The organism is Chenggangzhangella methanolivorans (genome assembly GCF_042648545.1).
GTDB classification, from domain to species: domain Bacteria; phylum Pseudomonadota; class Alphaproteobacteria; order Rhizobiales; family Methylopilaceae; genus Methylopila; species Methylopila methanolivorans.
In genome coordinates, this window is sequence record NZ_JBHRXS010000006.1 from 1,160,838 (window position 1) to 1,184,430 (window position 23,593).

A 23,593-nucleotide genomic window follows, 5' to 3' on the forward strand; every position below is an offset into this window, starting at 1 on the left:
GGCGGAGGTCATCGTCCGAGCGCCTTCTTGGCGTCGGCGACGGCGTCGAGGCACTCGTCGTATTCCTTCTCGCCCTTCTCGCGCTTGGCGACGCGCAGCGCGGTCTTGAGCGCGTCGGCGGTAGCCTTGGGGTGCTCTTTCGCGACCTCGGACGAGATCATGGCGATGCCGGCGTCGCAGTCGGCCGCGTCGTCGGCGAAGGCCGGCGCTGGAAGAGCGAGGGCGGCGAGCAAAGCGAGGCCCGTCAGGGCGCTGTGGGTCCGGGCGCTCATTTCGCGACGATCTTTCCGGTCATGCCCTTCGACTCGAGACCGTCGATCCACCATTTGAACTCGCCCGGACGGATCACCACGAACTCAAGCCGGATCGCGCCGGCGTCGTCCCATTCGAGATGATGCGGAGACCCCGGACCGTGGATCTCAAGATGATTGATCACGATCTGGTTGATCCAGATGTGCCGGAAGAATTCAGGTGAGAAGAATTTGTATTCCTTGCCTCCCTTCGACACGATGTCGAGCTGGTAGGCTTTACCGGACTCGAGTTCGAAGTCCTTCTGGCTGACCGCGTAGTCGTCGCCCTGATCGTTGCCGAAGACGAGGTCGGGCAGCGTCTGGCGGCCTTTGGCGAGGTCGACCGCGGCCGCTGGCAGCGCGACCAGCGCGGCTGCGCCCAGCATCGCGGCCCTGACGAAATATCGAAACATCTCAACGCGTCTCCCGTGGTTCGAGACCTCTTTCGGATCTCTTTGCCTGACGTCGGACTGAAGCGCGTCGCCGGAATTCGTCGGCCCCGACGCCGACGGGGACCGCGCGTCGAACGTGCGATCCCGGTCCGCCGACGTTCCCCGCGCGACGTTGCGCGGCTCCGGTCCGACTCCGGCAAGAATAGATACTCGGAACTTTCGCGTCTATGATCTTCTAATTTATTCTTTTCTTATGATTGCATTCTCGGCGGGATATCTTTGACGTTAGTTGTAGTTTCGCGTCAATCGAGCATTGGCGTCGGACCCGCACTTCCAGCGCGAGATCTGCCATTCGGGATGGGCGTCGGCCCATTCGGCAATGATCGGAACCGACCCCATCATGCAGCTGCGCGCGTCGGCGAGATCGTAGCCGACCAGCAGCCGCTCCTCGCGGCAGGTTTCCGGAGACGCGGCGAGGCACACGAGCAATACGAGGTTCATGAGCTGCTCCTTTCAGGCGCGCGCGGCGCCCATCGGCCTCCGCGCCCCATCGCTGGAGGCTCGAAGATGAGGATACGCTCATGATGGTGCGTCGCAACAGGAATATGGTGCGTCGCGTCAACAACCGGAGCGCGTTGCAGCAAAGACGCACTCGCTCTGGCCCGCGACGGTTTTGCGCCCTAAGAAGCGCTTGCGATGCGAAGCGGGTCGCGACTAGTGTGCGCCCGCATGTCCAAGCACAGCGCTATCCGGCCAACCGGTTCGGGCTCCCTAACCGAACGCTGACGCGACGATAGATACGGGCATCGGCCGAGCGGCGCTCCCCCAGCGCTGGCGGCGACACCACGGACCAACCTGGGAGGATGCTTCTTTTATGGCGAAGATCACCAAGACCCTCATCGGCGAATCGCTTGTCGGCGACGGCAACGAAGTCGCCCACATCGACCTCATCATCGGCCCGCGCGGGTCGACGGCTGAATCGGCCTTCGTCAACGCGCTGACCAACAACAAGGACGGCTTCACCTCGCTTCTCGCGGTCGTGGCGCCGAACCTGCTCGCCAAGCCGAACACGATCCTGTTCAACAAGGTCACCATCAAGGACGCCCGCCAGGCCGTCCAGATGTTCGGCCCGGCCCAGTACGGCGTCGCCAAGGCGGTCGTCGATTCGGTCGCCGAAGGCGTGATCCCCGAGGACGAAGCCGACGACCTGTTCATCTCGGTCGGCGTGTTCATTCACTGGGAAGCGGCCGACGACGCCAAGATCCAGGAATACAACTACCAGGCGACGAAGGAAGCCATCGCCCGCGCCATCGCCGGCGAGCCGAAGGCCAAGGACGTCGTGGCTCAGTCCGCGACCGCCAAGCACCCCTTCGCCGCGAACGCGTAGAGCGGAAACCACTCTGGACAGAACGCCCCTGCAGCGAAGCCTCCAGGGCTGCTCCAGCGGTTGGCCGCCATCTTATTCGGTAAGTAAGACTGTCGGCGAGGGCCCGAAGCGCAAGCTTCGGGCCCTTACCTTTGTGGGGCGCCGAAGGCGCGCCGCCCATGATTGTCGAGGCGCGGCGTCTTCCGCCTCCCTCCCCTGGGACAGAGGAGGGTAAGGGCGGGGTCGACCTCAGTATGGCGCTCGGCGGATGACGCTGCGCTTCGCGGAAGCGGCGTCATCGCCAGTCTGGGTGCTGGGCTCTGTTGGGAAACGCCCCACGCCCCACCCTCCCCTATCCCGGGGAGGCAGAGCGCCCTTTCCTCAATACCCGGGTTCCGACCGGCCTTTAGCCAGCTTGCAGCAGTTCGCCCCGGAAGCGGTCGACGTCGTCGGCGCGGCGACGGTTTTCGGCGCTCAGCTCCACGCGCACGTCACGCTCGATTCTCACCGGGGGGCCGCCGAGCACCACCACGCGGTCGGCGAGCCGCACCGCCTCGCGGCTGTCATGGGTCACGAAGAGCACGGTCGTCGGCCGGCGAGCGATCAAATCGGCGAGAAGATCGCGCAGCCGCTCGGCCGTCGCCTCGTCGAGCGACACGAACGGCTCGTCCATGAGTAGCAGGTCGGGCTCCAGCGCGAAGGCGCGGGCGAGCGCGACGCGGCGCTGCATGCCGAGCGACAGGCGCTCGGGAAAGACGTTGTGGGCGTCCGAAAGGCCCATCTCGGCGAGCACCGTCTTCGCGCGCTCGCGCTGCTCGGCGCCGGCGGGCAGCGGCAGCGTCACATTGTCGAGGACGGTGCGCCATGGCAGCAGGCGCGGGCTCTGGAACGCGTAGCCGATCCGCGGCTCCTTGGCCGTGAACGCGACGCGCCCGCGGAAATCGCGGTCGACGCCCGCGAGCATGTTGAGCAGCGTGGTCTTGCCGAGCCCCGACGGCCCCAGCAGCGCCACGAAGGATCGGTCGGCGACGTCGAGCCGGAAATCGCGATAGAGCGCCCGCTCGGGCGCGCCATGGGCCGCCGGAAAGGTCTTGGCGGCGATCTCGAGCGTGACGCCGGTCATCGCCGCCACCTGTTGGCCGCATGCTCCCAGGGCTGGATGATGCCGAGCTCGATCGCCTGGACGATGAAGCCGAAGGCGAGCGCGTAAGCGAGAATCGTCGCCACGTCCCAGAGTTGGAAGGCGGTCTGGAGTTCGAATCCGACGCCGTTCGGCCGCCCGAGCAGCTCCACCACGAGCACGATCTTCCAGACGAGCGCGAGGCCCGACCGGGCGGCGGCGGCGAAGTAAGGCGCAAGCTGCGGCAGAATGACGTGGCGAAGGGTCTTCCAGCGGCTGAAACGGTAGATCGCGGCCATCTCGGCGAGGTCGCGGCTAAGGGCCGCGGCGCCCTCGCGGAGCGTCACCGCGACGTTCGGGATCTTGTTGATCGCGACCGCCGCCACCGCCGCCGCCTCGATCAGCCCGAACCAGACGTAGCAGAGCATGATGATGACGAGCGCCGGCAGGTTCAGGAACAGCACCACCCACGGCCCGAGCAGCCGGTCGGCGGTCTTCGACAGCCCCATGAAGATGCCGAGCGCCGAGCCGATGGTCATGGCGAGCAGGAAGCTCGCGGCGACGCGGGCGAGCGTGATGCCGAGGTTCGAGAACAGCTCGCCGGTCTTGGCCGCGGCGATCAGCGCGTCGACCACCAGCGGGGGCGTCGGAAGCAGCTTCGGATCTGCGTAGAACAACGCCGCGGCCCACCAAACGGCCAGGAAACCGGCGAGCGAAACCGCCCACCATCCAAGCCGCGACGCAACCCCCAACGCCCCTGCTCCCATCGACGCTTTACACCCTGGGCGACCAGAACAGGCCCGGGTCGAACCGCGGATTGGGTCCGACGAACTCGGCGCCGCCGAGATCGGACAAGAGGCCGTAGAGCTTTTGGGAGGACGCGGCTTGCGCGGCGTCCCAGGGGCCCGGGATTCCGGCGCGGAAATAGTCGCGCAGCCGCTGGAACTCGGCGTCGGACTTCACCTGCATGCTGGGCTTGAGCCGGGCCCAGGCCTCGTCCGAGGTTCTCAGCGTTTCGTTCGCGGCCGCGACCGCCTCGAAGAAGCCCTCGAGCGCCGGCCCCGCTGTTTCGAACAGTTGCTCGCGCCACACGAAGCCGACGAGCGGCGGCGGCGGCTCGAGGCCGAGCTTGCGCATCACCTCCGCGACGTCGACGAGCCGGCGATATCCTTCGGCGTCGAGGCGCGCGGCGAAGTTCCAGAACGTCAGCGCCGCGTCGATGCGTCCGAGCCTCAGCTGCTCCGAAAGCAGCGGCGGGGCCCCGAACACCGGCTCCGCCATGGTGGCGATGTCGCCGTCGACCTCCTTGTGGGCGTAGGCGCGGAACAGCAGCCAGCTCTTGTCGATCGGGCCGCCAGCGACGCCGATCTTCTTGCCCTTGAGGTCCGCGAGCTTCTGGATCGGCGAGTCCTTCGTCACCATCAGCGCGCCGAGCGCGGAGGAATAGGGCGCGAAGCGGAACGTCTCGCCCTCGATCCGGCGACGCATGGCCCACGGCCAGTCGCTGACGGTGAGGTCCGCCTGCCCAGCCTGCAGCGCGACGGTGAGCGCCTGGGTGGAGGCGAGGTCGATGCGCTCGAACGGCGCAGGCGCGCCCTTCGCCTCGGCCTCGGCCTTGATGGTGTCGAGCAGCCAGTTGACCGTGCCGAACTTGAGCGAGGCGATCTTCAGCGTGCGATCGGCGCGCGCGGCCGTCGGAGCGAACGCCGCGGCGGCCGCAAGCGCGGCGGCTCCCGCGAGTGCGTCCCGGCGGGTGATGCGACAGCTCATAGCGCGCCCGCCTCCGGCATCGGATCTTTCAGGATGTTGCGGGTCATCAGATACTTGGTCCCGTGGTCCCACGTCTCCTGCGTGTTGCCGCGGATGTCCGCGCTGCCGCCGCGCACCGTCTTGCCGGTCTTCACGTCGACGATCTGGACGTTGATGTTGAGAATGAGGTTCGAGACCTTCTGGATGTGGCCGACGACCACGAGATCCGCGCCGACCGCGCCCGCGGCCTTCGTCGCGCAGGGAATGCAGTCCTTCAGCGACTTCACGTCCTTGAGCCCCGCCTGCGCGGGCGTCGCGTCGACCACGTCGATCGAACCCTTGCGCAGGAACTCCGCGACCTGCTCGGCGACCCGCTTCACGCGGTCGGTCTCGTCCTGCCGGGGGCCGTTCGACTCGCCTTCCTGGCTGGAGTCGATGAATTCGAACGGAAACACAGCCGCCTTCGCGGGCGCGGCCACCGCGTGACCACCCGAGAACATCGCGACGGTGGCGGTCGCCAACGCAGCTTCTCGCCAGTTGCGCATCAGTCGTCTCCCTAAGTCGCAGTCTTATTCTTATCGGCGTGCGCGAGCCGTGCGACGGTACTCACCACGCATATCGAGGAAGATTTTGCAATCCGACATAGGACCTTCAAGCAATCGTCAGAACTTATTATTTTTTTATCCATTGCTTTCGCTTGAGCGGCGCTATGAATTCGGCGGCGTCCGCCGCCATGCGGTTGACCAAGAGCGGGCTTGACGGATCCCGCCGCGCCGCCACGTTGCGGCTGTCTGCGAGGATCTGTCGTCTCGCGACCACGGCCGCAAAGAGCCGACGGAGGATCTCGCATGCCGGGACAGGCGAAGCTGGCGCGGAGCGTCGCGAAGTGAAGCGTGGTCGATCGAGTTTCGCGTCTTGCGCGGCCGGCTTGCTCGCCGCCGCCTGCCTCGTGTCCGTCGTCCCCTCCCCGGCTTCGTCGCAGGAGGCCTCGCCGCCGGCCGCCCCGGGTCCGGCTCCGAAGAACGCCCCCGCCCCGATGGAGCTCAGCTTCGGCGTGCTCCGCCAGTTCCCGCCGGATCCGCCGTGGTGGAACAACATCCTGACGACCTCGCCGGAAGATGACGGGATCGCCGGCGCGGCTCTCGGGATCACGGACAACAACACGACCGGGCGCTTCCTCAAGCAGGACTTCAAGATCGCCGCACAGGAGCTGGTGCCGGACGGCGAGGACCCGATGCCGGCGTTCCAGCGGATCCTCGACTCGGGCGCCAAGTTCATCATCGTCGCGGTTCCGCCGGACGCGCTCCTCAAGATGGCCGACGCCGTGAAGGGCAAGGACGTCATCCTGTTCAACGCCGGCGCGTCCGACGACAGGCTGCGGGCGAAGGACTGCCGCTTCGACATTCTCCACACCGCGCCGAGCCGCGCGATGCTGACCGACGCGCTCGCGCAGTATCTCGTGTCGAAGCGCTGGAACAGCTGGCTGCTGCTCACCGGCCGCCGCGCGGAGGACCGGCTCTACGCCGACGCCGTGAAGCGCTCCGCGAAGAAGTTCGGCGGCAAGATCGTCGAGGAGCGCACCTGGAATTTCGGTCCGGACGCGCGCGAGACCGGCAACGACATCATCCCGGTGTTCACGCAAGGGGTGTCCTACGACGTCATTGTGCTCGCCGACGAACTGGGCGAGTTCGGCCCGCTCATCGGCTATCGCAGCTGGGATCCGCGCCCGACCGCCGGCACCCAGGGCCTGACCCCCACGACCTGGAACGTCACCGTGACCGGCTGGGGCGCCGAGCAGATCCAAAACCGCTTCGCCCGCCAGTCCAAGCGCGGCATGCGCCCGCTCGACTTCCAGATGTGGCTCGCGATGCGCACCATCGGCGAAGCCTCGGCGCGCATCCGCTCGAACGACGTCGGCAAGCTCCGCGAGTTCATCTTCGGGCCGAACTTCCAGCTCGCCGGCTTCAAAGGCGGCGCCTTCTCCTATCGACCTTGGGACCATCAGCTGCGCCAGCCGATCGTGCTGTCCTCGCCGGCCGCGATGGTCGCGGCCTCGCCGAACGCCGCCTTCCTCCACCAGACCAACCCGCTCGACACGCTCGGCTTCGACAAGCCCGAGAGCGAATGCAAGTTCCCCTCGCAGTGACCCCGCAGGCCGCCCGCCCCGACGCCTCAACGAGAAGGCGGCGCCGCGCTCAGGAGACGCAACCGATGACCACTCGCCTCTTCCCCGCCCGCGCCAGCGTGACGGCGCTCGTCGCCGCGGGCGCGCTCGCGACGCTGGTCGGCTTCGCGGGGCCCGCGAACGCCGGCAAGATCTTCGTCACCAACGAGCGCGACCACACCATGACGGTGGTGGACAGCGACACGCTCAAGGTGCTGGAGACGGTGAAGACCGGGCGGCGCCCCCGCGGCCTGACCGTCAGCCCCGACAACAAGCTGATCTACATCTGCGCGAGCGACGACAACCGCGTCGAGGTCTACGATCCCAACACCTTGAAGCTGATCAAGACCCTGCCCTCGGGCCCCGACCCCGAGCTCTTCGTGCTCCACCCTTCGGGCAATCCGCTTTACATCGCCAACGAGGACGACGCGCTCGTCACGATCGTCGACACCAAGACCAACCAGGTGCTGAGCGAGATCCCGGTGGGCGTCGAGCCGGAAGGCATGGGCATCAGCCCCGACGGCAAGATCCTGGTGAACACCTCCGAAACCACCAGCATGGCGCATTTCATCAACACCGAGACGCGCCAGATCGTCGAGAACGTGCTGGTCGACACCCGTCCGCGCGTCGCGGAGTTCACGCCGGACGGCAAGCAGGTCTGGGTCTCGGCCGAGGTCGGCGGCACGGTCTCGATCATCGACGTCGCGACCCACCAGATAACCAAGAAACTGAACTTCGAGATCCCCGGCGTCACGCCGGAGGCGATCCAGCCGGTCGGCGTGCGCATCACCAAGGACGGCTCGACGGCCTTCATCGCGCTCGGGCCCGCCAACCGCGTCGCGGTGGTCGACGTGAAGACCGCCGAGATCAAGAGATACCTGCTGGTCGGACAGCGCGTCTGGCAGCTCGGCTTCTCGCCGGACGAGAAGTTCCTCTACACGACCAACGGCAACTCGAACGACATCTCGGTCATCGACGTCGCCAACGACAAGGTGGTCAAGTCGATCGCGGTCGGCCGCGGCCCGTGGGGCGTCGTCGCGATCCCCTGACGCTCGACGTGGACGCCCGACGCTTTAGATAGTTCGTGAGCGGCCCCCTCTCCCGGGGGCCGCAGCGCATGAACGCTTAGGACAGCCTCTTTGGCCACCGATCCAGAAGCAGACGACGCCGGTTCGACGCCCGCTCTCAGCGTGGCGGGAGTGACGCATTCCTTCGGCTCGAAGACGGCGCTTTCGGGCGTCTCGCTCGAAGCGCCGGCCGGCGCCTTCACCGCGCTCGTCGGCCAGAACGGAGCCGGCAAGACCACGCTGTTCTCGCTGATCACCCGGCTCTACAACAACACGAGCGGCTCGATCCGCGTGCTCGGCGCGGACGTGCGCCGCGAGCCCGCCAAGGCGCTGTCGCGGCTCGGCGTCGTGTTCCAGGCGCGCACGCTCGATCTGGAGCTCTCGGTCTTCCAGAATCTGCTCTATCACGCGGCGCTTCACGGCATCGGCCGCTCGGAGGCGAGGACGCGCGCCGAGGCCGCGCTCGCCCGCGTCGGCCTGTCGGATCGCGCGAAGGACAAGGTCCGCGCGCTCTCCGGCGGCCAGATGCGGCGCGTCGAGATCGCCCGGGCGCTGCTGCATGGGCCCGCTTTCCTGCTGCTCGACGAGCCGACCACCGGCCTCGACATCGGCTCGCGCCGCACCCTCACCGAAGAAGTGCGCCGGCTCATCCGCGAGGACGGGATCGGCGTCCTCTGGGCCACTCACCTCACCGACGAGATCGCGGCCGCCGACCGCGTCGTCGTGCTCCATCAGGGCAAGGTCATGGGCACGGGCTCGCCGCAGGAGCTCTGCGCGCGGGCCAAGACCGACGACGTCGGCCAGGCCTTCATGACGATCGTCGGCGAAGCCCCGCCGGCTCAAAAGGCTTCCGCATGAGCGCCGTGTCCGACCTGCCCCGCGCGCCTGCCCCCCTTTCGCATGGCCGCGAGGTGACGTTCGGCGGCTATCTGGTCGTGATGTCGGGCATCGTCTGGCGCGAGGGCCTGCGCTTCCTGCACCAGCGCGGCCGCTTCCTGTCGGCGCTCGTTCGCCCGCTCGTCTGGCTCTTCATCTTCGCGGCCGGCTTCCGCGCGACGCTCGGCGTCTCGATCATCCCGCCTTACGAGACCTACATCCTCTATGAGGTCTACATCGCGCCCGGCCTGATGGCGATGATCCAGCTCTTCAACGGGCTGCAGTCCTCGCTCTCGATGGTCTACGACCGCGAGGTCGGCGCCATGCGCATTCTGCTGGTGAGCCCCTATCCGCGCTGGTTCCTGCTCGTCTCCAAGCTCGTGGCCGGCATCGCGGTCTCGCTGCTCCAGGTCTACGCTTTCCTGCTGGTGGCCTGGTTCTGGGAGGTGCGGCCCGACGATCCGATGGGCTACCTCTACGTGCTGCCGGCGCTCATCGTCACCGGCTTCATGCTCGGCGCGATGGGCCTTGCGATGAGTTCGGTGTTCAAGCAGCTCGAGAATTTCGCGAGCGTGATGAACTTCGTGATCTTCCCGATGTTCTTCGCCTCGTCGGCGCTCTATCCGCTGTGGCGGGTGCAGCAGTCGAGCGAGCTGCTCTACGCCATCTGCAGCTACAATCCCTTCACGCACGCGGTCGAGCTGATCCGCTTCGCGCTCTACGGCCAGGTCGAATGGACCGCGCTCGCCGTCGTCGTCGGCTGCTCGCTCGTGTTTCTGATCGCGGCCGTCTTCGCCTACGATCCCTCGACGGGCCTCACCGCCCGCCGCGGCGGTCCCGACGCCGCCAAATGAGACGACGTCGCCTGCGCCGCCTATAAGAACGTTCCAAGACGGCCCCTCGCTCATATGGCGCGAGGCGAAGGCCGCGATGACCCGGGAGACCGCCCAATGACGACGCCGAAGGCGAACCGCCCGACCCGCTCGCAGGCATGCGCCGCCGCGCTCGCGGCGTCGCTCCTTGCATTCCCCGCCTTCGCGCAGGGCGGCGCCGGACAAGGCGGCTTGAGCGCCGACACGCCCGTGCTTGCGCCCCAGCCCGCGGGGCCCAACAGCCCGAGCGACGCCCCGAAGCCGAAGACGGCCCTGCCCCCCCGCGACACGCCGCGCGCGCCTCAGCCCGGCCAGGACGCCGCCGGGCCCAAAACCCCGCTGCCGCCGCGCGACACGCCGCGCGCCCAGCAGCCGGGACAACAGCGCGCCGCCCATACGATCGATCCGGACTGGCCGTGCGTCCAGGTCAAGGTCGCGGAGATGTCCTACGGGCAGATGTGGGGCGGCCCGCCGCTCGAAAAGGCGCTGGAAAGCTGGAGCGCCGACGGCGACGTGAGCGAGATCGTCGACGATCTCGTCGCCCGCCGCACCAAGATGGACGACGCCAAGGCGATGATCGCCAAATTCGCCAAAGCCGCGGGCGACAAGCGCGACGAGAAGCTGTCCATGCTGTTCGCAGGGATCTTCACAGAGATCAACGCCCAGCGCTCGCAGATCGTGAACGGCATCGAGCGCTATTCGCGCAAGCAGAGATCCTTGTCGGAGAAGATCAAGACCGAGAGCATCAAGATCGCCGACACGCAGAAGGACATGGCTTCGCAGAACACGCCCGAGGCCCTGCAGCAGCAGCAGACGCTCGACTGGGACACGCGCATCTATGACGAGCGCCAGCAGCAGCTCACCTATGTGTGCGAAAGCCCCGTCATTCTTGAACAGCGCGCCTTCGACCTCGGACGCGAGATCCAGGCGAATCTGACGACGGCTCAATGACGACCAAGACTGCTTGGGGCCCCGACAGGCGCGTCGTAGCTTCCGGCCTCGGCGCCGCGGCCATCGCGGGCCTGGCGGGCGGGTCGGCGGCGGCCCAGACTGTCGGCCTCGAGATCATCGCGGCCGGACAACCGGGCGACGGCGACGACCAGCTCGCACGCGCGGTCGCCGAAGGGTTCGGCGTGACGCAGCTTCTGCCTCGCGCGATGGCGATCGACGTGCCCCGCACGCCGGACGCCGCGGCGGAGTTTCTCGACGGCAAGCGTCCGCGCGCGTCGCTGATGGTGCTCAGCCTCTCGGCCGTCGGGGCGCTCACGATTGCGGGCGCGGCCGGTCGGCTGCGGCAGTTCCGGCCCGTCGCGCGGCTGATCGGCGAACGTCAGCCGATCGTGGTCCGGGCGGACTCGCCCTATCGCACCCTCGATGACCTGATGGCCGCGATCGCCCGCGACCCCGCAGCCGTGCGATGGGCGGGGCGCCCGCTCGGCAGCGCCGATCACCAGCTGGCGCTTCGGCTCACCAAGGCGGCCGGCGCGGATCCGAAGCGGCTCTCCTACCGCGCTGCAGACACGGCGGCGCGCGTCGCCTTCTGGGCGCTGAAGGGCGAGACGCCGGTCGCGACGGGAGCGCTTCTCGAATTCGCGTCCCAGATCCGCGGCGGAACGCTGCGGGCGCTCGCGCTCGCCTCGCCCGACCGGACGCCGGACATCGACATTCCCACGCTGCGCGAGCAGGGGGTGGACCTCGCCATGTTGAACTGGCGCGGCCTCGTTTCCCGCGGAGCGGTCAGCTCGGCGCTGATTGACCGTTTCGGCGAGGCGATGCTGAGGGTCTCGCGCTATCCAGGCTGGCTGCAGATGCTCGACCAGCGCTTCTGGGCGAACCTCTACGACGAGGAAGACGCGTTCGAGCGCTTCATCGCCGAGGAGGCCGCGCAGGTGACGCGCCTGCTCACGGAAGGCGGCGCCATCTAAGCCCCGTCACTGCGTCGGCGAGAGCGCATAGGGCGTCGCGCGCTCGAGCGGCAGTCCCGCCTCGCCCCAGCCGTCCGTTCCCGCCGAATACCAGATGACGTCTGTGTATCCCCACTCCATGGCGCGCTTGGCCGCGTTCCAGGACATCCAGCAGGCGGCGCGACAGTAGAACAGCAAGGGCTTCGCCTTGTCGCCGCCGGACAGGGCCGTCAGCGCGTCGCGAAAATACGCCTCCGTCTCTGGGACGAGCGCGCCGTAGCCGACATTGGCCAGCCAGACGCTGCCCGGAATGTCTTCGCGCGGCTTGTCGCGCCACACCGTGCCGGGCGGCAGGTTCGGCGGGTGACGGTCACGCGGCATCGTGTCGAGAAACACCGCGCTTTTCGCGCGCCACAGCGCTTCCGCTGATTTGGTGTCGATCGACCGCGCGCCGCTGAGCGTCAGCGGCGTCGGGGTGCGGTAGTCGTCCATCCGGTAGCCCGACGGCTCGGACGGCGCCGCGCCCTCGACCGGATCCTCCATGGCAGGCCCGGCGGCCTGAAGCGGCGCGGCGGGAGCGACCGCCGCGCCGGCGGCCGCGAGCGCGGCGGCGGCGAGAGCGCCGCGCCACCGCCGCCTGTTCATTTCGCCGCCTGCTTGACGTTGTCCTGCTCGTCGACCAGCGGAACGCCGTAGTCCGACAGGATCTTGTCAATATCGGCCTGATGCTTGGAGATGAACTCGTTCAGCCTATGCTTCCAGTTGTCTTCGCCAGGCCGCACGCCGAAGGTCATCCGGTAGATCATCGGCGGCTGTCCCTTCTCCTTCACGAGCGGAATGGACGAAAGGGCCGACGACTGCTTGACGTAATAGCCGCCGAGCGGACCCCAGATGATCGCGGCGTCGACGTCGCCGGACTCGACGTCCTTCAGCATCTGCTCGACCGGCGATTCGTATCGACGGTCGACCGTCAGGCTGTACGGCTTGGCCCGGGCCATGAGGCCGTTGCGAATGAGGTGGCTGGCGGCCGGCGTGCCTGCCGTAACGCCCACGCGCTTGCCCTGAAGCTTCGGATCGGACAGCTGGTCCACGCCGTCGAGCTCTCCGCCCTTCTTGGTCACGATGATCGAGGTCGTGCGCATGAAGGCGTTGGTGTTGAGATACGGGTCGGCGCCCTGGCTCACCCCGAGCACCACGTCGCAGCGCTTGATGCCGAGCGTCATCCGGTAGAAGCCCGTCGCCTGCGGGAACCAGGTGTAGGCGAGCGGCACGCCGAGATCCTTGGCGAGCAGCTCCGCGATCTTGTTCTCGTAACCCTCGCCCTTTTCGTTCGAGAGCGGCATGTCGGCGGGGTCCGCGCAGACGCGCAGCGTCGCGCGATTGACGAGGTCGGAGGTCTGGGCCCCGGCCGGGCTCGCAAGTCCTGCGGCAAGCGCCAGCGCGGCGGCGAACCCTGCAAGGCGACGTGCGGCTGCGCCGTTCGGCATGTCGGTGATCGGGGATTTGGTCATGTCCACCCTTCCGGTCGCCCGCGCCGGTTCGGCCGGCTTGGCGGGCTTTTCTTATTAGACGTCGCGGCGCGGCGTGTTTTGGCGCCGTCTCGCCGCGGCCGGGCCGGCGCGTCGTTACAGGACGCGCAAACGGCTCTGCGATCGCGTCAGTATATAGGACGTCCGCCGTCAATTCCGAGCCGATCGTGGAGAGGAGATCGAGGCGGGGGACGCGTCGGGCCGTCGCGGCGGCTCATGAAAAAAGCCCGGCTTCCGAAGATCGGAGAGCCGGGCTGAAGGCGGAGGCGCGGTTCCGAAGAACCGCGCCCCTTATGTCGCTGTCGACTTAGTTGGTCGGCAGCGTGAAGACGGTGAGCTGGCCGCCGAGAGCGGTGTACTGCGACAGGGCCGCATAGCCGCCGACCGCGCCGAGGCCGTCGGTGGAGTTGGTCAGGCCGGCCGCAAGGCCGATGCCCGCCCAGCCACCGACGCCCGAGAGCACCGCGACGTACTGCTTGCCCTTGTGCTCGTAGGTCATGACGTTGCCGATGATGCCCGACGGGGTCTTGAACTTGTAGAGTTCCTTGCCCGACTTGGCGTCGACGGCCTTCAGGTAGCCTTCGAGCGTGCCGTAGAACACGATGCCGCCGGCGGTCGCGAGAGCGCCCGACCACACCGAGAACTGCTCCTTGTTCGACCAGACGATCTTACCCTTCTTGCCGTCCCAGGCGATGAAGTTGCCCATGCCGCCATGGCTGTTGGGGGCCGGGTACATCGACAGGGTCGCGCCGACATAGGGCTGACCGGCGGTGTAGGAGACGCGGAACGGCTCGTAGTCCATGCAGACGTGGTTGGTCGGCACGTAGAACAGCTCGGTCTCCGGCGAGTAAGCCGCAGGCTGCTGGTCCTTGGTGCCGAGCGCCGCCGGGCAGATGCCCTGCGAGTTCACGTCCTCGCCGTTCTGCTCGGTCGAGTACTTGGCCACGACCAGCGGACGACCGTAGGTCTTGCTGTCCTTGTCCATGTCGACCTTGGTGGCCCAGTTCACGACCGGATCGTACTTCTCGGCCACGAGCAGGGCGCCCGTCTCGCGGTTCAGCGTGTAGCCGAAGCCGTTACGGTCGAAGTGCGTGAGGAGCGGCTGCTTCTTGCCGTCAACGGTCTGCTCCGTGAGGATCATCTCGTTGATGCCGTCGAAGTCCCACTCGTCATGCGGGGTCATCTGGTAGACCCACTTGGCCTTACCCGTGTCGACGTCGCGGGCGAAGATGGTCATCGACCACTTGTTGTCGCCCGGGCGCTGCTTGGGGTTCCAGGTCGAGGGGTTGCCCGTGCCGTAGTACATCAGGTTGAGCTTGGGATCGTAGGAGTACCAGCCCCAAGTGGAGCCGCCGCCGATCTTCCACTGATCGCCCTGCCAGGTCTTCAGCGAGGAGTCCTTGCCGACCGGCTTGCCGAGTTCGGTGGTCTTCTCCGGGTCGATGAGCATCTCTTCGTCCGGGCCGACCGAGTAACCGCGCCAAGCAAGCTTGCCGTCGGCGATGTTGTAGGCGGTGATGTGGCTGCGCACGCCGAATTCAGCGCCCGAGATGCCGACGATGACCTTGTCCTTGACCGGAAGAACGGTCGCAGTGTTGGTCTCGCCCTTCTTCGGGTCGCCGTTGACGACCGACCACTTCTTCTGGCCGGTCTTGGCGTCGAGCGCCACGACCGTCGTGTCGGCCTGGTGCAGGAAGATCGTGTTGTCGGCGTAAGCGAGACCGCGGTTAACGGTGTCGCAGCACATCACCGGGATGACGCTCGGATCCTGCTTCGGCTCGTATTTCCAGACGATCTTGCCGCCTTCGTCGAGGTTCAGCGCGAACACGTTGTTCGGGAACGGCGTGTGCACGTACATCATGTTGCCGATGACGAGCGGCGCGCCTTCATGGCCGCGAAGAACGCCGGTCGAGAAGGTCCAGGCGACCTGAAGCTTCTTGACGTTGGAGGCGTTGATCTCGTCCAGCTTGGAGTAGCGCTGGTTGGCGTAGTCGCCGGTCTGGATGCCCCACTGCTTGGGGTCCTTGGTGATTTCCGTAACGCTGTCGTTGGCGAAGGCCGGCAGCACCACGGCGGCGGAGACCATCAGGCCTGCCGCGATTGCGACTTTGCGCATTCGTTATTCTCCCTCTTTCACGCAGTCCTTAGTCAGTCTCTCGTGAGCGTTGCCCTTCTGAGAGACGGATCTCGTTTATTGTTGGACTTGCGCCTTCAGCCTCGTGTCACGGCTTTGCCGGCAACCCATCGTCGCGTTGGACGACCCCGTATCGGCAATCCTACGAACCGCGTTGATCCCTAGAGACCCCTGCGTAGCAGCGGAAGACTGGGCGGAACGTAGACCGCTTCGTTTGGGGGTGCAACAGGACTTTAAGATATAAGAGCGTTATTATGATTTTGCTGCACTTGCTCACTTATTATATTGCGTCGCGTTATCTCCATTCCAGTTCTCGATAAACCGCTATTGCGTTGCGGGCGTTGAATTCGTCGAACAGCGCCCAGGCCTCCCGTTCGGACAGTCCCGCGGTCCGCGACGCCGTCGCCAGGTCCACCCCCTTGTCGAGCAGCGCCTCGACGTCGGTCCTGAGCCTGTCGAAGTATCGCTGCTGCGGCTCGAGCGCCGCCGGCCATCCGGCGGACACGGGACCGTGGCCCGGCACCACCCGCGCCGCTTTGCGCTCCCTAAGCCTGGCCATCAGCTTCACCCATCCCTCGAACGAGCCGTCGACGCTCGGAAGATGCGTCATGAACAGGAGATCGCCGAGAAACCAGGTGTCGGTCTGGACGTCGCGCACGGTGAGGTCGTTGTCGGTGTGCGCGGTCGGCTCCGCCTCGAACTCGAGCGCGCGGCCGCCGAGATCGAGCGTCAGCCTGTCGGCGACCTCGATGTCCGGCTTCACGATGTCGTCGAGCGTCGGCGCGAGCGCGTCGCCGGCCTGGCGCTTGGCCGCGTCGACATAGGACTGGGCGCGCGCCGTGAGCGCCCGCGCGAATTTGGCGTGCGCCACGAACTTGGCGCCGGTCGCCCTGAAGGCCGAGTCGCCGAGCGCGTGGTCGGGATGCATGTGGGTGTTCACGACGTAGCGCACCGGCAGGTCGGTGCGGGCCTTCACGGCCGCGAGCAGCCGCGCGCCGGCCTCGGGCGTGTTGCCGGTGTCGATCACCGCGACTCCTTCCCGCCCGACCACGAAGCCGACATTGGCGATCGCGCCCTGATTGCCGGGCGCCAAGAGCTGGAACGGCGCCTGATAGACGAACACGCCCGGGGCGATCTCGGTGGTCGGCAACGGCTCGACCGCCGGCGCGGCCTCTGCAGGCGCGCCGGCGACGAGACTTGCGCACAGCGCGGCGACGGCCGCCGCCGCTCCCGGCCGCGCGCGCGTCAGAAGGTCTTGAGGCATGGTCGTCTCCCGTCGGGCCGGCTCTTGGCGGCCGACCTACTGGTAAGGAGACTTACTTGCTCGCGCCGCTTTCGTCGAACCCGGCGAGATAGGCGATCAGGTTCTTGCGGTCGTCCTCCTTCTTCAGGCCGGCGAACGCCATGCTGGTGCCGTCCACGAGCGTCTTGGGGCTCTCGAACCATTTGTCGAGCGTCGCCTCGTCCCACGTCTTGCCCTCGCCGAAGGCCTTGAGCGCGTCGCTGTAGCTCGAATAGTCAGCGACGCCCGCGATCTTGCGGCCGACGAGGCCGTTGAGCTCCGGGCCCGCCTTGTTGGCGGCCGACGGCCCGACCGCATGGCAGGCGGCGCAGCGCTTGAAAACCTTCTCGCCGGCGGCGGCGTCCTGGGCGGAGGCGGCGCCCGGCGCGAGCGCAATGGCGGCGAGCGCGACGGCGCTCAGGATCAGTCGATGGGTCACGAGCGTCGCTCCGGGGGAAGGCCGCGATTGCGCGCGGCGGATGAAGGGCGACCCGGAATTAGAATCACGTCAAAGCGGGCCACAACCGTCCGAAAGCACGAGGCCTTGCGGGCGCCCGGCGCGCGGCCATGCGGCGCGGTCGGGCGTGTTGGAAAGCCGGGCTGCGGCTGGTAGCGTCCCGCGCCTCATTTCGCAGCCTCTCCCGAGGCGCCAGGGAGCCTCGCGCAGTCAATGATCACCGTGGTGAAGTTCGGCGGCAGCCTGCTGGGCTCGCGCGAACGTGAGGGGATCCTGTCGGCCGCGGCGCGCGCGGGCGTCGTGCTCGTTCCCGGCGGCGGCCCGTTCGCAGACGGCGTGCGGACGGAGCAGCGGCGGCTCGTCTATGGCGACCGGGCGGCGCACGCCATGGCGTGCCTCGCCATGGAGCAGACCGCCTGGGCGCTCAACGACCTCGGGCCGGACTTCGTCGCCTGTTCCGATCAGCCTGCTTTCGCGGCGGCCCGGGCCGCGGGACGGCCGGCGATCTGGCTGCCCTCCGCGATGGCGATCGAGGCGCCCCTGCCCGCTTCCTGGGACGTGACGTCGGACAGCCTGGCGCTCTGGCTCGCGATCGAGCTCCGCGCCGACCGGCTGATCCTGCTGAAGGCCGCGGCCGCAGCCGAGGGCGGACTGGAGGCCTGGGCCGCGGCCGGGACGGTGGATCCCGTCTTCGCGCCGCTCGCCGAGGAGTTCTCGGGAGAGATCGCTCTCGTCGGCCCGGCGACCGCGGCCGCCTTCGAGGCCGCGCTCGCGGCCCCTATCCGGCGCGCCGCGTGAGCGAGAAGGTCGCGCTCATCACCGGCTCGCTCGCCGAGGCCCGCCTCCAGAAGATGGCCGAGGAGCTGAAGAGCGACGCTCTCGATCCGGTCGTCGTCAATGTCGGGGTCAAGGTCGCGGCGCTGATGACGGCCGACATTCTCGACCGCCGCCTGAAGCTGCCCGACGAGGTCGGCCGCGCCATCCTGCCGGGGCGGTTCCGCGGCGATCTCGCCCGGCTCGCCGAGCGGTTCGGCGTGAAGTTCGAGCGCGGCCCCGAAGAGCTCGCCGACCTCCCGCAGTTCTTCGGCCGGGGCGGCGTCGAGCCGGACCTGTCGCGCCATGACTGCCGGATCTTCGCCGAGATCGTCGACGCCACCACGCTCTCGGTCGACGAGATCGTGGCCAAGGCGCAGGCCCTGGCGAAGGACGGCGCCGACGTCATCGACCTCGGCTGCATGCCCGACACCGAGTTTCCCCATCTCGAGGAGACGATCCGCGCCCTGAAGGAGCGCGGCGTCGCGGTCAGCGTCGACTCGGCGAACGACGACGAGCTCGCCCGCGCCAACCGGGCGGGCGCCGACTATCTGCTGAGCCTCAGCGAAAAGAACCTCTGGATCGCCGACGAGGGCGAGGCGACGCCGATTCTCGTGCCCGCGACCCAGGGCGACATGGCCTCGCTCTACCGCGTGGCGGACGCGCTCGAGGCCCGCGGCCGGGCCTATTTCGCCGATCCGATTCTCGACCCGATCCATTTCGGCTTCACCGAGTCGGTCGTGCGCTACGCCGAGTTTCGCCGCGAGCGGCCCGACGCCCCGATGCTGATGGGCATCGGCAACGTCACCGAGCTCACCGACGCCGACACCACGGGGATCAACGCGATCCTGATGGGCATGATCTCGGAGCTCCGCATCACCGCGGTGCTCGCGGTCCAGGTCAGCCCGCACTGCCGCACGGCGGTGCGCGAATTCGACCGGGCGCGGCGGGAGTTTTTCGCCGCCCGCGAGGACGGAGCCCTGCCGAAAGGCTATGGCGGCGGCCTGATGGCGCTGCGCGATCGTCGGCCGGTCGCCTCCTCGGCCGCCGACGTCGAGGCGCTGGCCAAGGAGATCCGCGACCGCAACTTCCGCATCGAGGTGTCGGAGGCCGGCGTCCACGTGTTCAATCGCGACGGCTGCCGCACGGCGGTGGATCCGTTCGAGCTCTATCCCCATCTCAATGTCGAGGACGACGGCGCCCACGCCTTCTACCTCGGCGTCGAGACGGCGCGGGCCGAGATCGCCTACCGGCTCGGCAAGCGCTACGCGCAGGACGAGGGCCTGCGTTTCGGCGTCGCCGGCGAGACGTCGGAGAGCGCGGAGGAGGCCCATCGGCTTGAGTTCAAGAAGGTCGGGTCGACGCTCGCCAGGAAGAGCGCCGACGCCGGCGACGACGGAGCGGCTTGAGACCGCCGTTATTGAAGCGCTAACCATCGCGGCGCGACTCGGGCGCGCCGCCGTCCGCCGAGAGCGGGGTCGCGGGCCGCGCCCCGTGTCATCCGCGCTGAACGGACCGAATGAGGACGAACTGGCGTGATCCGCGAGACCATCGTGACGACGGCGTCGCCGGACGGCCGCCCCCACGTCGCCCCCATGGGCGCGACGCCGATCGAGGGCGGCTGGCTGCTGCAGCCCTTCCGTCCTTCCACGACGCTTGAGAACTTTCTCACAACCCGTTGCGGCGTCGTGAACTTCACGGACGACGCCAGGATCTTCGCCGGCTGCGTGACCAAGCGCCGCCCCGAGTGGCCGACCGTCAGGGCCGAGACCGTCGACAGCGTGCGGCTCGCCGCGGCGCTTTCCCATCACGAGGTCAGGGTCGAGCGCGTCGAGGACGGCGAGCGGCCGAAGCTCATCTGCTCGGTGGTTCACAGCGCCAACCATCGCGCCTTCGGCGGGCTCAACCGCGCCATCGCCGCCGTGCTCGAAGGCGCGGTGCTGGTCAGCCGGCTTCATATGCTGTCGGCCGAGAAGATCGAGCAGGAGTTCGCCTATCTCCAGATTGCGATCGACAAGACCGCGGGCGAGGCCGAGCTCGAGGCCTGGAGCTGGCTCATCGACGCGGTCGAGGCTCATCGCCGGAGGGCGGCGTCGTGACCGGTTTCCTGGCGAGCGTCGCCACGCTCGACGAGATGGAGGCCGCGCGCGCCGGCGGGGCCGACATCGTCGACCTCAAGGATCCCGCGCGCGGCGCGCTCGGCGCCTGGGAGATCAAGGCGCTGCAGGAGGCCGTGTCGCTCTGGTGGTCGTGGGGCGAGCCCAAGCCCATGCTGAGCGCCACGATCGGCGACAGGCCGATGGACCCAGAGGACGTCGCGGCCGCCGTCGAGCGCGTCGCCTCGAAGGGCGTGCCCATGGTCAAGATCGGCCTGTTTCCGGGCGGCGATCCCCTCGCCTGCTTTCAGGCGCTTCTGCCGCTCACGGAACGCACGCGCCTGATCGCCGTGTTCCTCGCCGACGCCGAGCCGGATTTCGATCTGCTCCCGGAGCTCGCGGGCTGCGGCTTCGCAGGCGTGATGATCGACACGGCCGACAAGACCTCGGGCGGGTTGCGCAAGCAAATCGACGACGGCGCGGCCGGCGAGTTCGTCCGCCGCGCCCGCGCGCTCGGCCTCATGACGGGCCTCGCCGGCTCGCTGAAGCTGGAGGACGTGGGCCCCCTCACCGCGCTCGGGCCCGACTATCTCGGCTTCCGCGGCGCCCTGTGCTCGGGCGTCAGGACCGGGCGCATGTCGCCGCAGGCCGTCGCCCGCATCCGCAGCGCGCTCGACGCGCGCCGCCCGGCCGCCTGAGCGTTTGGGGCCTGCATTATGAGCCCAGGCTCCTAGCCTCCCGACGCGCAGGAATAGTCGCCGCCGCCGGCCGCGACCGCGCGCGTGAGGCCGCCGGCGGTCGTCGGCCCCAGCACCACGCAGACGTCGTAGTCGATCGAGCGGTCGGCCGGGAAACCGTCGAAAGCCACGGATTGCGTCCCGTCATAGGTCGAGGACAGGCTCATCCCGTAATAGGGCGTCGAGCCCCAGGCGATCTTCTCCGACGTCGTGGCCCCGTTCCGATTGTCGTAAGGAAGCTCGTACTGGGCCGACTGGTAGGGCCACTCGTAGTCGCACGGGATGATCTGGTCCTGAAACGGGCAGCCGTTCCCGCCGAAATAGGTCGCCGACGTCTTGCCCCGACCGTCCGAATAGCCATCGTTTGTGAGCGACTGCGCGAAGGGGCGCGGCTCGACGATCCCCATTTCGCGCGACCCGGCGATCAAGGCGGTGAAGCGCGCCCCGGCGTTCGGGGCGTTCCAGGTCCATGTCGCGTTTCGCGTCACCGGCGAGGCGGTCGTCTCGAAGGCGAAGCGATCGGCCCACATCACCTTCGCGATCGCGGCCTCGCCGTCGTCGAAGTCGAGTTTTCCGTAAGGGCCGCGCACGTCGAAGCTCAGCCGGTCCGGCCCCGGAACCTTGCCGAGGTCGACCTTCACGGCGATCCGCGGATGGTCCTTTCCGTCCTCGAAGGTCCAGCGAATCGTCACCGGCAGGTCGTAGCGCTTGAAGAGGCCGGCGTCCGTGCCGATGCGCGGCTTGTCCTCGCCGGTGTTCTGGTCGATGCCGCCGGGACTGCGGGTTCCGTACTTCGGATAGGCGAGCTTGAACTCGACCGCCTTGCGGCCGGGCTCGTCCAGAACGGTCTTCTGCTTGACCGGAAACCCCAGTCCGAGCGGCGAATCGTCGGCGCCGAAGATCTTGGCGGCGATCGGGGCCTGGTCGCCGTCGGCGAAGGTCCGGTAGCGCTCATGGGCGACGAAATAGCCGAAGCCGCCGTCGCGGGTCTTCGGAGCGATCGCCTTCAGCGTCTTCAGCTTGCCGGCGTCGTCGTAGCGATACGTCATCCGAACCGCATAGCCGCCATGGCCCGGATTGCCCTCGCCTTCCCGCTTCAGCGAGACGCTGCGCTTGCGCCCGGCCGAGTCGTTCCACGAGAAGGTCACGACCTTCAGGCCCGCGACCGTCTCGTTCTTGCGTTTGACGGCGAAGGCGTCGGTCGCGCCCACAGCGAGAATCGCCGCCGCAAGCCCTGCGGCGGAAAGGATCGACGCAACGCTCGGCATGGACGCCCCCGCTCCAGCATGGGCCTCGGCGAGTGCGGGCCCTCGCGGGATGCTAGGCGAAGATCCACGACTCCGACATCCGGAGAATCACCGACTTGGGAGCCGACTTTAGGCGGCGTCCGCCACGACCCGGTTCCGGCCGTCCGTCTTGGCCTTGTAGAGCGCGACGTCGGCGCGCTTCAGAAGCGCGGCGGCGTCGTCCTCGCCCCCGAAGAAGCTCGCGACGCCGACCGAGACCGTGATCTCAAGCGCGCCCGAGCGGATCGGGAACGGCTTGCCCGCGGTCTTGGTGCGGATGCGCTCGGCGACGATGCGCGCGACCGCGGCGTCGGTCTCCGGCATCACGACCACGAACTCTTCGCCGCCGAGCCGGACCGCGAGGTCGATGCCGCGCACGCTCGCCTTCAGGCGGCGGGAGAACTCGCGCAGCACGTCGTCGCCGGCGTCGTGGCCGTGGCGGTCGTTGACCTGCTTGAAGTGGTCGATGTCGACCACGAGGATCGAGATCGGCCGATCGCGGCTCGCGGCCTGGTCGAGCAGCGCCTGGAGATGCATCTCCATGTAGCGGCGATTGTGCAGGCCCGTGAGGCCATCGGTGATGGCGAGCGCCATCGAGGTCTGGAGATTGGCGCGCAGACGCTCGGTGTAGCGGCGGCGGCGGACCTGGGTGCGGATGCGCGCCACGAGTTCGTTCGGCTCGAGCGGGCGCATCAGGTAGTCGTTGACGCCGACCTCGAGGCCGCGCAGCACGCGCGCGTTCTGGTCCGGATCGGCGACCAGCACCACCGGCGTCGCGCGGGTGCGTTCGAGCGAGCGAATCTGCGCGCAGAGCCGCAGCGCGTCGAAGTTCTCGAGCGAAAGGCTGACCACGACGACGTCGTAGTCGCCCTCCGCCGCGCGGAACAGCGCCTCGTGGGGCTCGGTCTCGATCTCGACGCCCTGGGTCGCCGACAGCGCGTCGTAGATCCGCGTCGAGGAGCTCTCGCGATCGTCGACGAGCAGCACCTTGCCCTGCTCGCCGGTGTCCGACACCGCCTCGCGCAAAGCGTCCGACATGCCGATCTCGCGCGTCGTCTGGGCGCGCAGGCGCAGCTCGTCGCCGAGCATCTTGAGCCGCGCGAGCGACCGCACGCGCGCGAACAGCGCGACGTCGGCCACCGGCTTGGTCAGGAAGTCGTCGGCGCCGGCCTCGAGCCCGCGGATGCGGTCGGAACGGTGGTCGAGCGCGGTGATGATGACGACGGGAATGTGGTGGGTCTTCGGATCGGCCTTCAGCCGCCGGCAGACCTCGAACCCGTCCATGCCCGGCATCATCACGTCGAGCAGCACGAGGTCGCACTGCGAGCGCGAGCAGAGCTCGAGCGCGGTCGGCCCGTCGGCCGCGGTCATGACGTCGAAATACTCGGCCGTCAGCCGGTCCTCGAGCAGCTTCACGTTTGCGGCGACGTCGTCGACGACGAGGATGCGAGCGGTCATG

The 23,593-nt window shown here is 68.1% G+C and carries 25 protein-coding genes; 11 read left to right on the forward strand and 14 right to left on the reverse strand.

Annotated features, from left to right (window positions below; translation table 11 throughout):
* Positions 1-8: 8 nt before the first annotated feature.
* The 3 genes from ACFOWB_RS17005 to ACFOWB_RS17015 all read right to left on the reverse strand — a co-directional run bounded on the left by ACFOWB_RS17005 (position 9) and on the right by ACFOWB_RS17015 (position 1,183).
* A complete protein-coding gene (locus ACFOWB_RS17005) occupies positions 9-272 on the reverse strand; it encodes a histidine kinase (protein ID WP_261403330.1) in 264 nt (87 codons plus the stop codon).
* Positions 269-703 (reverse strand): hypothetical protein, encoded by a 435-nt coding sequence (locus ACFOWB_RS17010; RefSeq protein ID WP_261403331.1) that lies wholly within the window; start codon positions 701-703, stop codon positions 269-271. The genes ACFOWB_RS17005 and ACFOWB_RS17010 overlap by 4 nt, the downstream gene beginning before the upstream one ends.
* Positions 704-967: 264 nt before the next feature.
* Positions 968-1,183 carry a hypothetical protein gene (locus ACFOWB_RS17015; protein WP_261403332.1) on the reverse strand — a complete coding sequence of 72 codons (216 nt, stop codon included), beginning with the start codon at positions 1,181-1,183 and terminating at the stop codon, positions 968-970.
* A gap of 373 nt (positions 1,184-1,556) precedes the next feature.
* On the opposite strand from ACFOWB_RS17015, the gene fae reads away from it, so the two are divergent.
* On the forward strand, positions 1,557-2,069 hold the full coding sequence (gene fae, locus ACFOWB_RS17020; protein ID WP_378148444.1) for a formaldehyde-activating enzyme: 513 nt from the start codon (positions 1,557-1,559) through the stop codon (positions 2,067-2,069).
* Between the two features lie 385 nt (positions 2,070-2,454).
* Here fae and ACFOWB_RS17025 read toward each other — a convergent pair whose 3' ends face one another.
* From ACFOWB_RS17025 to ACFOWB_RS17040, 4 genes are read right to left on the reverse strand one after another with little or no spacing between them, the layout of a single operon-like run.
* Positions 2,455-3,171 carry an ABC transporter ATP-binding protein gene (locus ACFOWB_RS17025; RefSeq protein WP_378148446.1) on the reverse strand — a complete coding sequence of 239 codons (717 nt, stop codon included), beginning with the start codon at positions 3,169-3,171 and terminating at the stop codon, positions 2,455-2,457.
* A complete protein-coding gene (locus ACFOWB_RS17030; RefSeq protein ID WP_378148448.1) occupies positions 3,168-3,935 on the reverse strand; it encodes an ABC transporter permease in 768 nt (255 codons plus the stop codon). The genes ACFOWB_RS17025 and ACFOWB_RS17030 overlap by 4 nt, the downstream gene beginning before the upstream one ends.
* A gap of 7 nt (positions 3,936-3,942) precedes the next feature.
* Positions 3,943-4,938, reverse strand: coding sequence for an ABC transporter substrate-binding protein (locus ACFOWB_RS17035; RefSeq protein ID WP_378148450.1), 996 nt, complete (start codon positions 4,936-4,938; stop codon positions 3,943-3,945).
* A complete protein-coding gene (locus tag ACFOWB_RS17040; protein ID WP_261403334.1) occupies positions 4,935-5,462 on the reverse strand; it encodes a DUF3280 domain-containing protein in 528 nt (175 codons plus the stop codon). Before ACFOWB_RS17040 ends, ACFOWB_RS17035 begins: the two co-directional genes overlap by 4 nt.
* A gap of 341 nt (positions 5,463-5,803) precedes the next feature.
* Between ACFOWB_RS17040 and ACFOWB_RS17045 the strand changes: the two genes are divergently transcribed.
* The 6 genes from ACFOWB_RS17045 (at position 5,804) to ACFOWB_RS17070 (ending at position 11,821) form a co-directional block, all read left to right on the forward strand.
* Entirely contained in the window at positions 5,804-7,063 is a 1,260-nt protein-coding gene (locus tag ACFOWB_RS17045) for an ABC transporter substrate-binding protein (protein WP_378148453.1), read from the forward strand.
* Between the two features lie 65 nt (positions 7,064-7,128).
* Positions 7,129-8,130, forward strand: coding sequence for a YVTN family beta-propeller repeat protein (locus ACFOWB_RS17050; protein ID WP_378148455.1), 1,002 nt, complete (start codon positions 7,129-7,131; stop codon positions 8,128-8,130).
* 90 nt (positions 8,131-8,220) lie between these two features.
* A complete protein-coding gene (locus ACFOWB_RS17055; protein WP_378148457.1) occupies positions 8,221-9,006 on the forward strand; it encodes an ABC transporter ATP-binding protein in 786 nt (261 codons plus the stop codon).
* An 80-nt stretch (positions 9,007-9,086) separates the two neighbouring features.
* Positions 9,087-9,878 (forward strand): ABC transporter permease, encoded by a 792-nt coding sequence (locus tag ACFOWB_RS17060; RefSeq protein ID WP_261405856.1) that lies wholly within the window; start codon positions 9,087-9,089, stop codon positions 9,876-9,878.
* Between the two features lie 96 nt (positions 9,879-9,974).
* On the forward strand, positions 9,975-10,847 hold the full coding sequence (locus ACFOWB_RS17065) for a hypothetical protein (RefSeq protein WP_378148460.1): 873 nt from the start codon (positions 9,975-9,977) through the stop codon (positions 10,845-10,847).
* On the forward strand, positions 10,844-11,821 hold the full coding sequence (locus ACFOWB_RS17070) for a tripartite tricarboxylate transporter substrate-binding protein (RefSeq protein ID WP_261403338.1): 978 nt from the start codon (positions 10,844-10,846) through the stop codon (positions 11,819-11,821). The genes ACFOWB_RS17065 and ACFOWB_RS17070 overlap by 4 nt, the downstream gene beginning before the upstream one ends.
* Before the next feature lie 6 nt (positions 11,822-11,827).
* On the opposite strand, the gene ACFOWB_RS17075 is transcribed toward ACFOWB_RS17070, so the two are convergent.
* The 5 genes from ACFOWB_RS17075 to ACFOWB_RS17095 form a co-directional block, all read right to left on the reverse strand.
* Positions 11,828-12,445, reverse strand: a complete 618-nt coding sequence (locus ACFOWB_RS17075; protein WP_378148462.1) for a PQQ-dependent catabolism-associated CXXCW motif protein — start codon at positions 12,443-12,445, stop codon at positions 11,828-11,830.
* Positions 12,442-13,311, reverse strand: a complete 870-nt coding sequence (locus ACFOWB_RS17080; protein ID WP_261403339.1) for a substrate-binding domain-containing protein — start codon at positions 13,309-13,311, stop codon at positions 12,442-12,444. Before ACFOWB_RS17080 ends, ACFOWB_RS17075 begins: the two co-directional genes overlap by 4 nt.
* A 325-nt stretch (positions 13,312-13,636) precedes the next feature.
* Positions 13,637-15,445 (reverse strand): lanthanide-dependent methanol dehydrogenase XoxF5, encoded by a 1,809-nt coding sequence (gene xoxF5, locus ACFOWB_RS17085; RefSeq protein ID WP_378148465.1) that lies wholly within the window; start codon positions 15,443-15,445, stop codon positions 13,637-13,639.
* 313 nt (positions 15,446-15,758) lie between these two features.
* Positions 15,759-16,727 (reverse strand): quinoprotein relay system zinc metallohydrolase 2, encoded by a 969-nt coding sequence (locus ACFOWB_RS17090; RefSeq protein ID WP_378148467.1) that lies wholly within the window; start codon positions 16,725-16,727, stop codon positions 15,759-15,761.
* A 52-nt stretch (positions 16,728-16,779) separates the two neighbouring features.
* A complete protein-coding gene (locus ACFOWB_RS17095; RefSeq protein WP_261403341.1) occupies positions 16,780-17,184 on the reverse strand; it encodes a c-type cytochrome in 405 nt (134 codons plus the stop codon).
* 231 nt (positions 17,185-17,415) lie between these two features.
* Between ACFOWB_RS17095 and ACFOWB_RS17100 the strand changes: the two genes are divergently transcribed.
* The 4 genes from ACFOWB_RS17100 to ACFOWB_RS17115 all read left to right on the forward strand — a co-directional run bounded on the left by ACFOWB_RS17100 (position 17,416) and on the right by ACFOWB_RS17115 (position 20,809).
* The gene (locus ACFOWB_RS17100) at positions 17,416-18,000 is read left to right on the forward strand and encodes an amino acid kinase family protein (protein ID WP_261403342.1); all 585 of its coding nucleotides are present in this window, start codon (positions 17,416-17,418) and stop codon (positions 17,998-18,000) included.
* The gene (locus ACFOWB_RS17105) at positions 17,997-19,424 is read left to right on the forward strand and encodes a DUF6513 domain-containing protein (protein ID WP_261403343.1); all 1,428 of its coding nucleotides are present in this window, start codon (positions 17,997-17,999) and stop codon (positions 19,422-19,424) included. Before ACFOWB_RS17100 ends, ACFOWB_RS17105 begins: the two co-directional genes overlap by 4 nt.
* A gap of 126 nt (positions 19,425-19,550) precedes the next feature.
* Positions 19,551-20,114, forward strand: a complete 564-nt coding sequence (locus ACFOWB_RS17110; RefSeq protein ID WP_261403344.1) for a DUF447 domain-containing protein — start codon at positions 19,551-19,553, stop codon at positions 20,112-20,114.
* Entirely contained in the window at positions 20,111-20,809 is a 699-nt protein-coding gene (locus ACFOWB_RS17115) for a (5-formylfuran-3-yl)methyl phosphate synthase (protein ID WP_261403345.1), read from the forward strand. The genes ACFOWB_RS17110 and ACFOWB_RS17115 overlap by 4 nt, the downstream gene beginning before the upstream one ends.
* Before the next feature lie 32 nt (positions 20,810-20,841).
* Here the strand turns inward: ACFOWB_RS17115 and ACFOWB_RS17120 are convergent, their stop codons facing one another.
* Positions 20,842-22,116 (reverse strand): hypothetical protein, encoded by a 1,275-nt coding sequence (locus ACFOWB_RS17120; RefSeq protein WP_261403346.1) that lies wholly within the window; start codon positions 22,114-22,116, stop codon positions 20,842-20,844.
* Positions 22,117-22,224: 108 nt separating this feature from the next.
* Positions 22,225-23,592, reverse strand: coding sequence for a PleD family two-component system response regulator (locus ACFOWB_RS17125; protein ID WP_378148471.1), 1,368 nt, complete (start codon positions 23,590-23,592; stop codon positions 22,225-22,227).
* Position 23,593 lies beyond the last annotated feature (1 nt).

Excerpts from the sequence above, each read along its gene's own strand:
- ACFOWB_RS17005 (WP_261403330.1), bottom strand. The coding sequence starts at position 272 with ATGAGCGCCCGGACCCACAGCGCCCTGACGGGCCTCGCTTTGCTCGCC.
- ACFOWB_RS17010 (WP_261403331.1), bottom strand. The coding sequence starts at position 703 with ATGTTTCGATATTTCGTCAGGGCCGCGATGCTGGGCGCAGCCGCGCTG.
- ACFOWB_RS17015 (WP_261403332.1), bottom strand. The coding sequence starts at position 1,183 with ATGAACCTCGTATTGCTCGTGTGCCTCGCCGCGTCTCCGGAAACCTGC.
- fae (WP_378148444.1), top strand. The coding sequence starts at position 1,557 with ATGGCGAAGATCACCAAGACCCTCATCGGCGAATCGCTTGTCGGCGAC.
- ACFOWB_RS17025 (WP_378148446.1), bottom strand. The coding sequence starts at position 3,171 with ATGACCGGCGTCACGCTCGAGATCGCCGCCAAGACCTTTCCGGCGGCC.
- ACFOWB_RS17030 (WP_378148448.1), bottom strand. The coding sequence starts at position 3,935 with ATGGGAGCAGGGGCGTTGGGGGTTGCGTCGCGGCTTGGATGGTGGGCG.
- ACFOWB_RS17035 (WP_378148450.1), bottom strand. The coding sequence starts at position 4,938 with ATGAGCTGTCGCATCACCCGCCGGGACGCACTCGCGGGAGCCGCCGCG.
- ACFOWB_RS17040 (WP_261403334.1), bottom strand. The coding sequence starts at position 5,462 with ATGCGCAACTGGCGAGAAGCTGCGTTGGCGACCGCCACCGTCGCGATG.
- ACFOWB_RS17050 (WP_378148455.1), top strand. The coding sequence starts at position 7,129 with ATGACCACTCGCCTCTTCCCCGCCCGCGCCAGCGTGACGGCGCTCGTC.
- ACFOWB_RS17060 (WP_261405856.1), top strand. The coding sequence starts at position 9,087 with ATGTCGGGCATCGTCTGGCGCGAGGGCCTGCGCTTCCTGCACCAGCGC.
- ACFOWB_RS17065 (WP_378148460.1), top strand. The coding sequence starts at position 9,975 with ATGACGACGCCGAAGGCGAACCGCCCGACCCGCTCGCAGGCATGCGCC.
- ACFOWB_RS17070 (WP_261403338.1), top strand. The coding sequence starts at position 10,844 with ATGACGACCAAGACTGCTTGGGGCCCCGACAGGCGCGTCGTAGCTTCC.
- ACFOWB_RS17075 (WP_378148462.1), bottom strand. The coding sequence starts at position 12,445 with ATGAACAGGCGGCGGTGGCGCGGCGCTCTCGCCGCCGCCGCGCTCGCG.
- ACFOWB_RS17080 (WP_261403339.1), bottom strand. The coding sequence starts at position 13,311 with ATGACCAAATCCCCGATCACCGACATGCCGAACGGCGCAGCCGCACGT.
- xoxF5 (WP_378148465.1), bottom strand. The coding sequence starts at position 15,445 with ATGCGCAAAGTCGCAATCGCGGCAGGCCTGATGGTCTCCGCCGCCGTG.
- ACFOWB_RS17090 (WP_378148467.1), bottom strand. The coding sequence starts at position 16,727 with ATGCCTCAAGACCTTCTGACGCGCGCGCGGCCGGGAGCGGCGGCGGCC.
- ACFOWB_RS17100 (WP_261403342.1), top strand. The coding sequence starts at position 17,416 with ATGATCACCGTGGTGAAGTTCGGCGGCAGCCTGCTGGGCTCGCGCGAA.
- ACFOWB_RS17120 (WP_261403346.1), bottom strand. The coding sequence starts at position 22,116 with ATGCCGAGCGTTGCGTCGATCCTTTCCGCCGCAGGGCTTGCGGCGGCG.
- ACFOWB_RS17125 (WP_378148471.1), bottom strand. The coding sequence starts at position 23,592 with ATGACCGCTCGCATCCTCGTCGTCGACGACGTCGCCGCAAACGTGAAG.